This is a genomic window from Actinoplanes oblitus (assembly GCF_030252345.1).
In the GTDB taxonomy this organism is placed as follows: Bacteria; Actinomycetota; Actinomycetes; order Mycobacteriales; family Micromonosporaceae; genus Actinoplanes; species Actinoplanes oblitus.
This window is the reverse complement of record NZ_CP126980.1, coordinates 806,652-821,459: the sequence shown is the minus strand read 5'-3', so window position 1 is coordinate 821,459 and position 14,808 is coordinate 806,652. Positions and strand designations below refer to the sequence as shown.

The 14,808-nt window shown below is 72.9% G+C and carries 14 protein-coding genes; 12 read left to right on the top strand and 2 right to left on the bottom strand.

Features of this window, described 5'->3' with window-relative positions; translation table 11 throughout:
• Positions 1-41 precede the first annotated feature (41 nt).
• From Actob_RS03760 to Actob_RS03730, 7 genes are read left to right on the top strand one after another with little or no spacing between them, the layout of a single operon-like run.
• Positions 42-1,766 (top strand): Wzz/FepE/Etk N-terminal domain-containing protein, encoded by a 1,725-nt coding sequence (locus Actob_RS03760; RefSeq protein WP_284918625.1) that lies wholly within the window; start codon positions 42-44, stop codon positions 1,764-1,766.
• A complete protein-coding gene (locus tag Actob_RS03755; protein WP_284918624.1) occupies positions 1,763-3,136 on the top strand; it encodes an O-antigen ligase family protein in 1,374 nt (457 codons plus the stop codon). The genes Actob_RS03760 and Actob_RS03755 overlap by 4 nt, the downstream gene beginning before the upstream one ends.
• Positions 3,133-4,362 (top strand): hypothetical protein, encoded by a 1,230-nt coding sequence (locus Actob_RS03750; protein ID WP_284918623.1) that lies wholly within the window; start codon positions 3,133-3,135, stop codon positions 4,360-4,362. Before Actob_RS03755 ends, Actob_RS03750 begins: the two co-directional genes overlap by 4 nt.
• Entirely contained in the window at positions 4,362-5,240 is an 879-nt protein-coding gene (locus tag Actob_RS03745) for a sulfotransferase domain-containing protein (RefSeq protein WP_284918622.1), read from the top strand. Before Actob_RS03750 ends, Actob_RS03745 begins: the two co-directional genes overlap by 1 nt.
• Positions 5,237-6,739: an oligosaccharide flippase family protein gene (locus Actob_RS03740; protein ID WP_284918620.1), complete on the top strand. Its 1,503-nt coding sequence runs from the start codon at positions 5,237-5,239 to the stop codon at positions 6,737-6,739. Before Actob_RS03745 ends, Actob_RS03740 begins: the two co-directional genes overlap by 4 nt.
• Positions 6,736-7,473: a class I SAM-dependent methyltransferase gene (locus tag Actob_RS03735; protein WP_284918618.1), complete on the top strand. Its 738-nt coding sequence runs from the start codon at positions 6,736-6,738 to the stop codon at positions 7,471-7,473. Before Actob_RS03740 ends, Actob_RS03735 begins: the two co-directional genes overlap by 4 nt.
• Positions 7,466-8,461 (top strand): glycosyl hydrolase, encoded by a 996-nt coding sequence (locus Actob_RS03730; RefSeq protein WP_284918617.1) that lies wholly within the window; start codon positions 7,466-7,468, stop codon positions 8,459-8,461. The genes Actob_RS03735 and Actob_RS03730 overlap by 8 nt, the downstream gene beginning before the upstream one ends.
• On the opposite strand, the gene Actob_RS03725 is transcribed toward Actob_RS03730, so the two are convergent.
• On the bottom strand, positions 8,451-8,819 hold the full coding sequence (locus Actob_RS03725; RefSeq protein ID WP_284918616.1) for a VOC family protein: 369 nt from the start codon (positions 8,817-8,819) through the stop codon (positions 8,451-8,453). The genes Actob_RS03730 and Actob_RS03725 overlap by 11 nt on opposite strands.
• Positions 8,820-8,918: 99 nt before the next feature.
• Between Actob_RS03725 and Actob_RS03720 the strand changes: the two genes are divergently transcribed.
• A complete protein-coding gene (locus Actob_RS03720; RefSeq protein ID WP_284918615.1) occupies positions 8,919-9,446 on the top strand; it encodes a DUF4262 domain-containing protein in 528 nt (175 codons plus the stop codon).
• Positions 9,447-9,673: 227 nt separating this feature from the next.
• Here Actob_RS03720 and Actob_RS03715 read toward each other — a convergent pair whose 3' ends face one another.
• Positions 9,674-10,669: a WecB/TagA/CpsF family glycosyltransferase gene (locus Actob_RS03715; RefSeq protein ID WP_284918614.1), complete on the bottom strand. Its 996-nt coding sequence runs from the start codon at positions 10,667-10,669 to the stop codon at positions 9,674-9,676.
• Between the two features lie 62 nt (positions 10,670-10,731).
• On the opposite strand from Actob_RS03715, the gene Actob_RS03710 reads away from it, so the two are divergent.
• The 4 genes from Actob_RS03710 (at position 10,732) to galT (ending at position 14,605) form a co-directional block, all read left to right on the top strand.
• Positions 10,732-11,664 carry a sulfotransferase family protein gene (locus Actob_RS03710; RefSeq protein ID WP_407653554.1) on the top strand — a complete coding sequence of 311 codons (933 nt, stop codon included), beginning with the start codon at positions 10,732-10,734 and terminating at the stop codon, positions 11,662-11,664.
• A 67-nt stretch (positions 11,665-11,731) separates the two neighbouring features.
• Positions 11,732-12,646, top strand: coding sequence for a glycosyltransferase family 2 protein (locus Actob_RS03705; protein WP_284918611.1), 915 nt, complete (start codon positions 11,732-11,734; stop codon positions 12,644-12,646).
• A gap of 91 nt (positions 12,647-12,737) precedes the next feature.
• Positions 12,738-13,514 carry a DeoR/GlpR family DNA-binding transcription regulator gene (locus Actob_RS03700; protein ID WP_284918610.1) on the top strand — a complete coding sequence of 259 codons (777 nt, stop codon included), beginning with the start codon at positions 12,738-12,740 and terminating at the stop codon, positions 13,512-13,514.
• Positions 13,511-14,605, top strand: a complete 1,095-nt coding sequence (gene galT, locus Actob_RS03695; RefSeq protein ID WP_284918609.1) for a galactose-1-phosphate uridylyltransferase — start codon at positions 13,511-13,513, stop codon at positions 14,603-14,605. The genes Actob_RS03700 and galT overlap by 4 nt, the downstream gene beginning before the upstream one ends.
• Positions 14,606-14,808 lie beyond the last annotated feature (203 nt).

Here is a 14,808-nt window from a genome sequence, read left to right as displayed (position 1 = left end):
GCCCAAAGCTGACACTCCTCCTCGAAAGGCCGCGGAATCCGATGGAAGCGTCTCGTCCGCCGTCCTCCGATGTCGCGCACTACCTGGGCGCGGTTCGCCGGCACTGGTGGATCGCCCTGCTGGCGACGGCCGCCGGCTTGGGCGTGGGCACCGGGGTGACGCACGCGTTGCCCCGGGTCTACGAGTCCTCCGCTGCTGTCCTGGTCCAGCCGGTGGACCAGGACGTGAACGCCCAGGGTGGCCGCACCAAGGGCGCGGTCAACCTGGACACCGAGGCCCAGCTGGTCGGCTCCGGCGCGGTCGCCGGGAAGGCCGCCGCGCTGCTGCGTACCACCGTGCCGCCGCTGGAGCTGGCGCACTCGGTGTCGGTGCAGGTGCCGGCGAACACCACGGTCCTGGTGATCACCTTCCAGGCGGACACCCCGCTGAAGGCGCAGGCCGGATCGCACGCGTTCGCCGAGGCGTACCTGCGCAACCGGGAGGAGAGCGCCCGGTCGGTGCTGGACCAGCAGATCGCCTCGCTGAACCTGAAGGTCAAGCAGCTCACCACCGCGCTCACCGGGATCAACGCCCGGCTGGCCACCGCCCGCAGCGGCAGCTCCCTGGAGAGCAATCTGCAGAGCCTGCGGAGCAACTCGCAGAACCAGCTGAACAACCTGACCGGCCGGCTGAACGAGCTGACCACCACCACCGTGGGCGCCGGCGCGATCATCAGCGACGCCCGGATGCCGGACGCCCCGTCCAGCCCGAACACGCTGCTGGACATCGCCACCGGCGGGATGATCGGCCTGCTGGCCGGGCTGGCGCTGGCATACCTGCGGGAGCGCTTCGACCGGCGGCTGGTCACCGCTGCCGACGTCCGGGACCGGGGCCGGGTGCCGGTGCTGGCCGCCCTGGACGAGCGGACCACCCCGCACTTCGACGACGTGCTGCAGCCGTACGGCCCGGGTGGCCGGGTCTTCAACAGGTTGCGCAACGAGGTGCTGGCCAGCCTGCGCCCGGAGGACCGGGTGATCGTGGTGACCGGGACCAGCCGGGGCTCGGCGAGCACCCTGGTCGCGGCGAACCTGGCGGCCGCGCTGGCCCGTACCGGCGGTGACGTGGTGCTGATCGGCGCGCACCTGCCGGACAGCGTGGTGGACGCCGCGCCGCTGGCCCGGATGCTCGGTGTCTCGGCCACGCCCGGCCTCTCCGACCTGCTGGCCGGCCGGGTCCCGCTGTCCCGGGCGCTGCAGCGCACCCCGCGCATCCCGTCGCTGCGGGTGATCACCACCGGTGGCACCGCGACAGCGGCCGGGCTGATGCAGTCGCAGCGGCTGCGCGACACCCTGGAGGCACTGCGCCGGCAGGGTGGGTACGTGGTCGTCGAGGCCCCGTCGACAAGCAGCAGCGCCGACGCGCAGAGCCTGGCCAGCCTCGCCGACGCGGCCATCCTCGCCGTCGAGCTGCGCCGCACCCGGCGCCCCGCGCTGCTGGACGCCACCGAGCAGTTGCAGCGGGTGGGCACCCGGCTGCTCGGCGCGGTGGTGCTGCCACGGCTGGCCGCCCGGCGTACCGAGGCGATGTCCGGACCGGCGGTGACCCTGCCGCTGCCCGGTACCGAACCGGTGATCGACGAGGCCACCCAGCAGCTCTCCTCGCTGCCGGACCGCGGCGAGCCGGTGTCCGCCACGGTCCGGCCGCGCCCCGCCGACGGCGAGCCGGGCGAGCCGACCTCGATCATCGACCTCGCCGGCACGGGCGCCACGGACGGCGACGAGAAGTGACGGCGGTCGCCCCGGCGGCGCCCCCGGCCGGCTCGGCCCAGCAACGCGCCGGACGGGACCTGAGCCTGCCGGCCTGGCCGGTGACCGGGATCCTGCTGCTGTACCCGCTCTGGTGGGCGCTCGGGCTCGGCGTGCTGATCTTTCCGCTGTTCGCCGTACCGATGCTGGTCCTGCTGATCCGCCGGCGGGCCGCCGGCCGCCCGCTCCGGCTGCCCCCCGGTTTCGCCTGGTGGGCGATCTTCCTGATCGCCGCGGTGGTGAGCATCGCGGCGCTCGGCGCGGACCCGGCGCAGACGGTTGTCGAGCGCGCCGCCGGCCGGCTGCCGGCGGTGCTCTACAAGCTGGCCATGTACGCCTCGCTGACCGTCCTGCTGCTCTACGCCGGGAACCTGACCGAGCGGGAGCTGCCCCGGCGCCGGCTGGTCCGGCTGCTGGCCGGGATGTTCGTGCTGACCGTGCTGGGCGGGCTGCTCGGCATGGTGGCCGGCACGTTCGAGTTCACCGCGCCGGTGGAGTGGCTGCTGCCGCACGGGATCCGGAGCAAGGGTTTCGTCCGCTCGCTGGTGCACCCGTACGCCGCGCAGATCATGGACATCGTCGGCGGCGAGAAGCCCCGCCCGGCGGCACCCTGGGGATACACCAACACCTGGGGCAACAACTTCTGCCTGCTGGTCCCGTGGCTGATGGTGGCCGCCGCGGCCACCCACCGCCGCGGCCGGCGGGTGCTGGCCTGGCTCTGCCTGCTGGTCTCGGTGGCTCCGGCGGTGGTCTCGCTGAACCGGGGCCTGTGGATCGGCCTCGGCGTGGTGGTCCTCTACGCCGGGATCCGCTACGTGCTGGCCGGCAAGCTCTGGGTGCTCGGCGCGCTGGCGCTGGCGGCCGCCGCGATCGCTGTCGCGCTGCTGGCCACCCCGCTCGGCGGCACCGTGCAGGCCCGGCTGGACAACGGCAAGTCGAACGGGGTCCGCTCGTTCCTGATCGAGCGGGCCATGGACGGATTCGCCGACTCCCCGGTGATCGGTTACGGCGGCACCCGCAACACCCTCGGCGGGCGCAACTCGATCACGGTCGGCGAGAGCTCGGAGTGCGAGCGCTGCGGCAACTTCACCATCGGCGGCAACGGCCAGCTCTGGCAGCTGCTCTACGCGTACGGCGCGGTCGGCACCGCCGGATACCTCGGCTTCTTCGGGTACGGCCTGTGGCGTTTCCGCCGGGACCGCTCCGCGATCGGGGTGGCCGGCAGCGCCGCGCTGGTCAGCTCGTTCTCCGCGATGCTCTGGTACAACTCGCTGGTCACCCCGCTGGCATTCATGGTTCTGGCGTACGCGCTGCTCTGGCGCAACTGGATCGAGGGGAAGACCACCAATTGAGCCCAGTCAAGACCGCACCCGCCGCGCTGACCGCGGGTGACGCGGCGCTGCGCACGCAGTACCTCACCGAGGTCCTCAGCCTGCTGTACCCGCGGCCGTGCGACCCGAACGGCGGCGAGGGCAACCTGATCGCGGAGTACCTGGTGGTGCCGAACGCGCACCGCCCCCGCCTGCTGGTGCCGAACGCGTCCCGCCCGGTCGCCGCCGCGGCGGTGCGCCGGTACGCCGAGCCACAGTCCCGGATGGCCCGGCTCAAGCGCAACGCCGTGGTGGCCACCGTGCACGCCCGGGCCGACCGGCTGGTCTTCCGCGACCGGATCCGGATCACCGGCCCGGTCTCGGCCAGCATCGACGGTTACCTGAGCGACTCACTCCGGCGCGATTTGTCAGTAAGTGTCCATATCGGTCCGGCTCGGGCCAACCGCAAGCCGGTGCTCCAGCTGCTCACCCCGGAGGGCGAGACGTTCGCCTTCGGCAAGATCGGCACCGGCCCGCTCACCCAGCGGCTGGTCCGCGCCGAGACGGCAGCGCTGCACGCGCTGGGCAGCAGCGGGCTGACCAAGCTGACAGTGCCCCGGGTGCTGCACGCCGGGCAGTGGCGCGGCCTGCAGGTGCTGGTGCAGACCGCGCTGCCGGTCTGGCTGCCGCGCGCGCCGCTGACCCCGCGCCGGCTCACCGCGGCGATGGTCGACATCGCCGGGTGCTGCGGATACACCACCGGGCCGCTGGTGCAGAGCGCGTACTGGCACGAACTGCGTGCCCGGCTGGCCGCGGTCGCCGAACGGCCGGAGGGCGCCGGGCTGGCCGCCGCCGTCGACCTGCTCGCCGCGCACAGCGGTGAGACCACCCTGCGGTACGGCGCCTGGCACGGCGACTGGGCGCCCTGGAACATGGCCAACCTGGCCGACGCGCTGCTGGTCTGGGACTGGGAGCGGTTCGCCACCGGGGTGCCGCTCGGCTTCGACGCGGTGCACCACGAACTGCAGAAACGCATCCAGACCAGCGGCGACGCCCGGGGCGCGGTGGAGGCCACGGTACGCCGGGCCGACGAGCTGCTCGCCCCGTTCGGGGTCGCTCCGGTGGCCCGCGAGACCACCGCGCTGCTCTACCTGGTCGATCTCGCCGTGCGCTACCTGACCGACCGTCAGGCCGAGGCCGGTGCCCGGCTCGGCGTGCTCGGCACCTGGCTGCTGCCGGTACTCATCCGGCGCGTGGAGGAACTCTGATGAACGTCCGCAACCTGCCCGCCCCGATGAAGGCGGTGGTGCACCTGGGCTCCCGATCGTTCGGCCGGCTCACCTCGGACCAGCGGATGCTCCCGAGCTTCCTGATCTGCGGCGGCCAGCGCTGCGGCACCACCTCGTTGTACCGGGCGATGTCCGCGCACCCGGTGGTGCTCAAGGCGGTGCTGCACAAGGGCGTGCACTACTTCGACACGTCCTACCACCGCGGGATCGACTGGTACCGGGCGCACTTCCCGGCCCGGCGCGCGGCGGAGAAGGTGGCCGAGCGGTACGGCGTCCCGGCGCAGACCTTCGAGTCGAGTCCGTACTACATGTATCACCCGCAGGCCGTCGCTCGGATCGCCCGCGACCTGCCGTACGCCAAGATCGTGGTCCTGGTTCGTGATCCGGTGGAGCGCGCCTACTCGCAGCACCACCACGAGGTGGCTCGCGGCTTCGACACCGAGCGTGATTTCGGCGCGGCGCTCGCCCTGGAGCCGGCTCGCCTGCACCGGCAAGAGGAGCGGCTGGCCGCCGACCCGGAGTACTACAGTTTCGCCCACCAGCACCACGCCTACCGGGCCCGCGGCGAGTACGCCCGGTACCTGAGCGTGATGGCCCAGCACGTCGGGCGGGAACGCATCCACGTGGTGGAGTCGGAGCGGTTCTTCGCCGATCCGGAGCCGGTCTACGACGAGGTCTGCCGCTTCCTCGGGCTGCCGCCGCAGCTGGAACGCCCGGCGTTCGAACGGCACAACGCCCGCCCCCGGCAGGCCGACATGGACCCGGGGCTGCGGCGCGAGCTGCGCGCCTACTACCAGCCGCACGACGAGGCGCTGGCCTCCTGGCTGCGGCACACCCCGATCTGGCGCCGCGGGTGACCTCAGGGTTGCTCACCGCGAACCCCGCCGAACAGACGCGCGGCGCGGCCCGCGGCGGACTGGCCAACATCGCCGGATCGGCCCTGGCCGGCGGCGTCGGCGTGGTGGTGACCTGGATCGTCGCGCGTCGCCTCGGACCGGCCGAGGCCGGCGCGTTCTTCTCCGCCACCGCCGCGTTCGTGCTGGCCGGCGGCCTGGCCAAGCTGGGCACCGGCACCGGGCTGGTCTACTGGCCGGCCCGGCTGCGAGCCACCGGCCGGGACCACCTGCTCGGCGCCTGCCTGCGCACCGGCATCCTCCCGGTCGTCGGGTTGTCGCTGGTCCTGGCCCTGGCGATGGGGATCGCCGGCTCCGGCGGCCACCGGGACGCGCTGCGGATGCTCGCGGTCTTCCTGCCGCTGCAGGTGCTCACCGACACCCTCCTCACCGCCACCCGCGGCTATCGCTCGATGCGCCCGACAGTGCTGGTGGACCGGGTGACCCGCAACGTCCTGCAACTGCTCACGGTCGGCGCCGCGGCACTGTGGTTCCCCTCGCTGCCCGCTCTCGCGCTGGCCTGGGCCGTCCCCTACCTCCCGGCCGCCGTGCTCGCCGGGCTCGCGGCCCGCCGCGTCCACCTGACCGGACGTCCCGCCGGCGCGACCAGCCGCCGGGCCGAGCGCCGGGCCCTGCGCCGTGAATTCTGGCTGTTCACCGGACCGCGCGCGCTCGCCGCGGTGGCCCAGCTCGCCCTGCAACGGGTGGACGTGCTGCTGGTCGCCGCGCTCGGCGGGCTCGGGGCGGCCGCCGTCTACGCGGTGGCCGGCCGCTTCGTGATCCTGATCCAGTTCGCCAACCAGGGCATCTCGCAGTCCGTGCAGCCGCGGCTGGCCGAGGCACTGAGCACCGGCGACCGGGACACCGCCAACCGGCTCTACCAGGTCGCCACCGGCTGGCTGGTGCTGATCACCTGGCCGATCAGCCTGCTGGTGATCCTGCTCGCGCCGTACTACCTGCGGTTCTTCGGTCCCGGCTATGCCGCCGGGACGCCGGTGGTGCGGCTGCTGGCGGTGGCGATGCTGGTGGCCACCGGCTGCGGCATGGTCGACATGGTGCTGGCGATGGCCGGGCGCACCTCGCTCAATCTCGGCAACGTGCTGGTCGCCCTGGCCGTCACGATCGGCCTGGACGTGCTGTTGATTCCCCGGTGGGGCGCGCTGGGCGCGGCCGCGGGACTGGCCGGCGCGATGGTGGCCAACAACCTGCTGCCGCTGGTCCAGGTGTACCGCGGCGCCCGCCTGCACCCGTTCGGGCCGGGCACCCGGGCCGCCGCGCTGCTGGCGGCCGGCTGCTTCGGCGTACTGCCGTGGGCCGTGACCACCCTTGCCGGGGGCGGTCCGGCCGGCCTGGCGCTGGCCACCGCGGTCGCGGTGCCCGCCTTCGCCGGCGGCGCCTGGCTGCTGCGCGACCGGCTCGAACTCGGCGCGTTCACCCGACGAAACCCTCAGGAGGCGAGTTGACCAGCGACTACACGCAGGTGTTCCGGGACACCGAAGCGGTGGAGAAATACGAGTCGGTGACCTACGCGCCGGACAGTTACGCGTCCCGGATCAACGACCGGCAGCGCGACTACCTGCGTGACCTGGTCCGCCGCGAGTTCGAGGGGCACCACCCGCCGGTACACCACGACTTCGCCTGCGGCACCGGGCGAGCCATCCGCACCCTGCACGGCCTGGTCCGCGAGGCGCACGGCTACGACACGTCGGCCGAGATGATGGCGAAGGCGGCCGAGGTGGGCTCCCGGGCGTACTGGCATCAGGTCGCCACCGACGGCCCGGTGCCGACCCCGGTGGCGGCTGGTTTCCCGGCGATCGTGACGGTGTTCCGGCTGCTGCTCAACGTGGACGAGACGGTCCGCGACCGGGCCCTGGCGTTCGCCGCCAAGGCGCTGCCGCACCGCGGCTCCGGGCTGCTGGTGGTGGAGAACCACGGCAACGCCGGATCGGTGCGGCACCTGCGGGCCCGCCGGCACCACGGCGAGCGCTGGTTCGCCGAACTGTCCCACGAGGAGGTGGCCGCGCTGCTCGACCGGCACGGCTTCGAGATCGTGGAGCGCCGCGGGTTCTCCATGCTCACCCCGTCGCTGCACGAGCACCGGCTGGCCCGGCTCGCGGACGCGGCGGCCCGGCGGCTGCCCGGCACCGACGGGTACGCGGTGAACGTGCTCTACACGGCCCGGCGGGTCCATGCGTAAGGCGCTGGCCGGGACGCTCGTCGCCGTACTCGTGCTGCTGTCGGCCTGCACCGGCGACAAGCCGCGACCGGCGCCCGAGCCGTCCCCCGATCTCTCCGGCCGGCCGCCGGCCGTAGCGGTGCGCGGTGGTCCGTTCGCCGCCGGGCCGTTCGCGCCTCCGGCGACGGGAGCGTACGTCGGCGCTTGGATCAAGCCGGACGAGCTCACCCACGTGGGGCGGCTGGCAGCTGTCGACTCGCTGGAGACCTCGCTGGGCCGGCGGCTGGACATCCTGAACACCTACCGGCGCTTCGACCAGCTGGTCGGGACCGAGTCCGATCAGGAGTTCCTGGCGCAGGGCCAGTCCCTGATGATCAGCTGGGCGACCGGCGACAACAGGTCCATCCTGGACGGTGAGCACGACCGGCTGATCGCCCAGCAGGCCCGGCGGATCCGGAAGATCAAGCGCCCGGTGCTGCTCCGGATGCGCTGGGAGATGGACCGGCCGAACCTGCGGGCGACCATGTGGTCGGGCGCCGACTACATCGCGGCCTGGAAGTACGTCCGGGCGATCTTCCACCGGGAGCACGCCGACAACGTCTCCTGGGTGTGGTGCCCGACCGCCGAGGGTTTCCAGCGCGGCGAGGCGCCGGACTTCTACCCGGGCGACGACCAGGTCGACTGGACCTGTGTCGACGTGTACGCCGGCGCCGACTTCCAGCCGATCGGCGAGCTGATGGGCCCGTTCCTGCAGTGGGCCGCCCAACGCCCGAAACCGATCATCATCGGCGAGTTCGGCGTGGCGAAGGCCTGGGGCTCGGCGAACCGGGCCGCCTGGCTGCGCGACGCGGAACGCACCTTCAAGGCGAACCGGCAGATCAAGGCGGTCGCGTACTTCGAGTCCGACCCGGACGGCAACGGCCCCAACCAGCAGTTCCAGCTCAGCGGCGACCGGGCCGCCTTCGGCGCGTTCCACGCACTGGTCACGGACCCGTACTTCAACCCCTGATCGGTTCCAGGAACTCCAGGCGGTTGCCGTGGCCGTCGGCGGAGTAGAGCCGCCGGTGACCCGGGAAGTGTGGATCCCACTCGACCGGGTGGCCGGCGGCTTTCAGCGTCTCGGCCAGGGCGTCCAGGTCGTGAATCAGCACGCCCGGGTGCGCCTTGGTGGCCGGGGCGAAGTCCGGGACCGGGCTGAGGTGCACCTCCCAGCCGCCGGCCCGGAACCAGCAGCCTCCCCGAGCCGCCAGGACCGGCGGTTTCACCACCTCGGCCATCCCGAGGACGCCGCTGTAGAAGGACCGCGCGACGGCTTCGCCGCCGGGCGGGATCAGCAGTTGGACATGATGCAGGCCGACGATGCGCATGGCGGCATTCTAACAGTACGTACGTACGGTTTGGGTACCGCGAAAAGTGTCGTACACCTGTTCCATAGTGGGCCTCAGTCCGTCTTCCCAGGGGGTCCCATGTCCGACTTCTTCAGTGAGCAGACCGAGATCATCCAGCAGTTCGGCTGGGCTGTCGTGCACGTGCTGCCGTCCGACGAGGATCCGCCCGGCGCCGTCCCGTTCGCCTACACGGTGGGCCTGACCGCCGGCGGCCATCCCGAGCTGATCATCGCCGGGCTGCCGCCGGACCTCGGCCATCAGCTGCTCAACGAGGTGGCCGGCCGGGTGCACGAGGAGGGCGCCCGGTTCCGGCACGGCCGCCGGGTCGCCGACCTGATCGTCGACCAGGAGGTGGTGGTCCTCGCCGGCTCGCCCACTGCCGAGTTGTGGCCGGGCGCCGCCCTGGCTCGCTACGGGTCCGGCCGGGTCCGCCTCCAGCAGCTGGTCTGGCCCGATCCGGAGGACCGGTTTCCCTGGCAGCCGGCTTATCCGGCGGAGGAGTACCGGCAGCCCCTGATCGACGCCCCGCCGGCCGTGGTGATCCGCTGCCGGGCGCCTCGCAGCCTGGCCGGCCCGCGCGGCCGTCGTGGCCGGACCACCCGGTGAGTGGTCCCCGCTTCGCTGGGCGGGCTGCCGGGTGGGGGGCTCGGGGCCGGTGCGCTCGGGTGCCTTCCGGGCCGGGCCACCGCATGACCGTCTCCATCCGGATCGGCCCGCCCGGCCGCCGCCGGGCCCCTCTCCGGGAGTGGCTCAGGCCCGCACGGCCGCCGCCGGCCCCTCTCCGGAATTGGCTCAGGCCCGCACGGCGGCCGCCGGGCCGCCCCGCGACCGGCTCAGGCTCGGCGGGACCGGCGGCGTGGCGCGCGGGCCAGCAGACGCAGGGCGTACGGAGCATCGTGGCGCAGATAGCGGCCGGCCAGCCGGCGCGGCTCGGTGCTCAGGCGGTGCGCCCACTCCAGGCCGGTGCGCTGCATCCAGCGCGGCGCCCGGTGCACGTCGCCGGCCACGAAGTTGACGGCCGCCCCGCACCCGACGAACCAGGCTGCCGGCAGCTGCCGGCGGAGGCGTTCGATGACCAGCTCCTGCTTGGGAAACCCGAGCCCGACGAAGACCAGGTCCGGCCGCGCGTCAGCGACCTGCCGGCACACCTCGGCGTAAGACGTCTCGTCCCGTTCGAAACCGAACGGCGGGCTGACCGCGCCGGCGATGCGCAGCCCGGGGCTCGCGGCGGCGAGCCGGACCGCGGCGCGCACCGCCCCCGACGCCCGCACCTCGCGCACCGTCACCGCGCCGGCAGCCGAGCTCCGCCGCCGGCCGACGATCGGCACCTCGGCGGTCGGACCGGCCAGCGCCGAGGCCCCGATCGTCGGCACCTCGACGGTCGCCCCGGCCAGCGCCGCCCTCGCCCGGGCCGCGGCGCCCTCGAGATCCACGGCCGTCCTCAGCGGCGCCTCGGGGTCCGCGGTGATCGTCCGGGGCGCCGGCGCGCCGCCGATCACGAAGATCGAACGGTCGTCCCGCCCCAGCCCTCGCGACAGCGACCAGATCAGGCTGCTGCCGGCCACCCGCTCCGGCAGCGGCGCCCCACCCAGCTTGCTGGCCCAGATCAGCGGCATCCCGTCGGCCACGATCAGGTCGGCGTCGTCGAGGTGGCGGCGCGCCTCCGGGTCGATGGACGCGCGACGGAGGATGTCGACGTTCGGGGTGATGATCCGGCCGCCCCGACCGCGGGACAGCGCGTCCCGGACCACCGCCACCACCTCGTCCTCGGTGATCCGGTCGATCCCGGTGCCGTCCAGGTGCACGCGGTCGAAAGCCTCGATAACCACCTGACGCCTCCTTTTGCCTGCTTCACTCGTTACCAGAGCGAAACGAGTGAAGGCGGGCCAAAGTGGCACAAGTGCTATTTCTGGGCGGATTGGGGCGAAGCGGCACCACACTCGTCGAACGTCTGCTCGGCGAACTGCCCGGGGTCTGCGCGCTCGGTGAGGTCGTCCACCTGTGGCAGCGCGACCTGTGTGACGACGAGCGCTGCGGGTGCGGTGCGCGCTTCTCGGCCTGCGAGTTCTGGCAACAGGTCGGCAAGAACGCCTTCGACGGCTGGGCGAACGTCGACGTCGACCGGGTGCACGCGCTGCGCGACGCGGTCGAGCGGACCCGGCACATCCCCCGGCTGGCCGCCTCCGCCACACCCGCCGCCGACGTGCGGGAGTACGCCGGCTACTACGCCAGGATCTACGCCGCCGCCGCGGAGATCTCCGGCGCCCGGCTGGTGGTCGACTCCTCGAAGCACTCGGCCCTGGCCCACGTGCTGCGCGCGGCCGGTGGCATCGACCTCAAGGTGCTGCACGTGGTCCGGGACGCGCGCGGGGTCGCGTACTCCTGGACCAAACGGGTGGCCCGCCCGGAGACCGACGGCGTGCAGGAGATGACCCGCTACTCCCCCGGCCGCTCGGCCCTGCTGTGGAACGCGCACAACGCCGCGTTCGGGCTGCTCGCCCGCCGCGGCGTACCGGTCCGCCGGATCCGCTACGAGGAGTTCCTGGCCGACCCGCGGGCCGCGCTGATCCGGCTGGCCGACTTCGCCGGGCTCACCCTGCACCCCAGCGACCTGGACTTCCTCCGGCCCGGCCACGCCGACCTGCGGGTCGGGCACAGCGCGGCGGGCAACCCGATGCGCTTCACCGTCGGCCGCCTGCCGCTGCGCCACGACGACGCCTGGATGCGATCACTTCCGGCCGCCCAGCGCCGCCTGGTCGGCGCGGTGTGCGGACCGATGCTGCGCGCGTACGGCTATCCGCTGAACCCACAGGAAGCCCGGTGAAGCGCCCCCGGACGGAACGGAACCACCCACCGGAAGCCCGGCGCAGCAGCTACCCACAGGAGAGCCGATGAACTGGCCGTCGGTAGGAGTCGTCATCCCCACCCGGAACCGCCCCGAGTTGGTCCGCCGGTCGATCGCCGCGGTACGGGAGCAGCGATACCCCGGCGAGCTCAAGGTCATCGTGGTCTACGACCAGACCGAACCGGACTATCTGCTGGCCTGTACCGAGGACGTACCGGTGCTGGTCCTGACCAACTGGCGGTCCGCCGGCCTGGCCGGCGCCCGGAACACCGGGGTCCTGGCCCTGGACACCGAACTGGTGGCGTTCTGCGACGACGACGACCAGTGGGTGCCGGACAAGCTGCGCCGTCAGGTGGCCGCGCTGCTGGCCGAGCCGGACGCCGAGTTCGCCACCTGCGCGATCGAGGTGGAGTTCGAGGGGCGCACCACGCCCCGGCTGGCCGGCCGCAGCCGGGTCACGGTGGAGGACCTGGCCCGGTCGCGGATGGCGATGCTGCACTCGTCGTCGTTCCTGATCCGCCGCGAGGCCCTCGCCGAGGACGCCGTCGGCCTGGTCGCCGAGGACGCCCCGGGCAGCCAGAACGAGGATTGGGACCTGTTGCTCAGGGCGGCCCGCCGCGCGCCGATCGTGCATCTGGACGAGCCGCTGGTGCGGGTGCTCTGGGGCCGCAGTTCGCACTACGCCTACGAGTACGCCACCAAGATCTCCTCACTGCGCTGGATGATGCAGCGGCACCCGGAGATCAGCGGTTGCCGGCCCGGCGCCGCCCGGGTGTACGGGCAGCTCGCGTGCTGGTCGGCGGCGACCGGCAACCGCAGCCAGGCCTGGCAGTTCAGCAAGGAGGCGGTACGTGCCAACTGGAAGGAACCGCGCACCGCGATCGCCCTGGCCGCGATGACCGGGGCGGTGAAGGTGGAGAATGTTCTTTCAGCGCTGCACAAGCGCGGCCGGGGTATCTGAGGTCACTCTTTCGCGCACACCCGATCAGCAGGTACTGTTCAAGTGTGTTCGAAATAGTGCGGATACCGCGACTGAAGATGGTGGATTGCTAATGCTGGCACAGCAACGTCAAGCTGCCATCCTCGACCGGGTCCGCGCCACCGGAGGCGTCCGGGTCAGCGAGCTGGCCGCGGAGTACGGCGTCTCCGACATGACCATCCGCCGCGACCTGGAGGCCCTGGCCGACCGCGGACTGCTGGCGAAGGTACACGGCGGCGCGACAACGGTCAGCCCCGGTTCCGCACACGAGCCGGGCTTCGCCGCCAAGTCGGTGCGCCAGCGCGACGAGAAGGCCGCGATCGCCGCCCGCGCGGCCGCACTGGTCTCCCCCGGCGACGCCATCGCGCTCTCGGCCGGCACCACCACAGCGGTGCTCGCCCAGCGCCTGGTCGACGTGCCCTCGCTGACCGTGGTGACCAACTCGATCCCGGTCGCCGACGTGTTCTACCGCGCCGGCCGGCCGGACCAGACGGTGGTGCTCACCGGTGGCACCCGCACCCCGTCCGACGCCCTGGTCGGCCCGGTGGCGGTCGCCGCGATCGGCACCCTGCACCTGGACGTGCTGTTCCTCGGCGTGCACGGGATGAGCGAGCGGGCCGGTTACACCACGCCGAACCTGATGGAGGCCGACGTCAACCGCGCCCTCGTCGAGGCCGCGGAACGACTGGTCGTCCTCGCCGACAGCACCAAATGGGGCACCGTCGGCATCTCCTCGATCGTGCCCCTGCAGCGCGCCGACGTGCTGATCACCGACGACGGCCTGGACGCCGCCACGCGTTCCCTGCTCTCCGAAACCGTCCCCGAACTCGTGGTGGTGAACCCCCAGTGACCCTCGTCCGCTCCGCCGTCAACCTCTCCGACGGCCGTGAACTCATCTACTTCGACGAGAGGCCGGACTCCGGCCGGACGAAGTACCAGGACACCCGGGAGCTGCCGCCGCCACCGCCGGCCTCCCAGCTGCGCTACGACCCGCTGGTCGACGAGTGGGTGGCGGTCGCCGCGCACCGGCAGACCCGCACGTTCCTGCCGCCGTCCGACGCCTGCCCCCTCTGCCCGACGAACGCGAACTTCGCCAGCGAGATCCCCGCGCCGGACTACGACGTGGTGGTCTTCGAGAACCAGTTCCCGTCGTTCAGCTACCGCGAGGTGCCCGGCGGCGAGATCACCGAGCTGACCGACATGGTGCCGGTCCGACCCGGGCTGGGCCGCTGCGAGGTGGTCTGCTTCACCAGCGACCACAACAGCTCGTTCGGCGCGCTGCCGCCGTCCCGGGTGCGCACCGTCGTCGACGCGCTCGCCGACCGGACCGCCGAGATGTCCGAGCTGCCGGGCGTCAGCCAGGTCTTCCCGTTCGAGAACCGGGGCGTCGAGATCGGCGTGACGCTGCACCACCCGCACGGCCAGATCTACGCGTACCCGACGGTTCCGCCGCGCACCGCCGCGATGCTGCGGGCCGCGCGCAAGCACGCGGAGAAGACCGGCGGGCGCAACCTGTACGCCGACGTGCTCGCCGCCGAGCAGGCCGCGAAGGTCCGGGTGATCGCCGCGAACGAGCACTGGACGGCGTACGTGCCGGCCGCCGCCCGCTGGCCGTTCGAGGTCCAGCTGGCCCCGCACCGGCAGGTCGCCGACCTGCCCGCGCTCACCGACGAGGAACGCGACGCGTTCGGCCCGCTCTACCTCGACGTGCTGCACCGCTTCGACGGCCTGTTCGGCAAGCCGATGCCGTACATCTCCGCCTGGCACCAGGCGGTCGTCGGCGAGGGCCGCGACCTGGGCTACCTGCACCTGCAGCTGTTCAGCATCCGCCGCGCCGCCGACAAGCTGAAGTACCTGGCCGGCTCGGAGTCCGCGATGGGCGCCTTCGTCAGCGACGTCGTCCCGGAGAAGGCCGCCCAGATGCTCCGCGACGCCGCCTAGCCCAGCCCGAAGCGGCTGGCCGTGACGGTGGTCTCCGCGACCGCGAGACCACCCTGAGCACCAGCCCAGCAGCCGGCTGGCACCAGCGGTGGCATCCCAGCGCCCGACACCACCCTGAGCACCAGCCCAGCCCACCGGCTGGCACTCACGGTGGTATCCCGGCGCTTGACACCACCGTGAGGACCAGCCGAACAGCCGCAAAG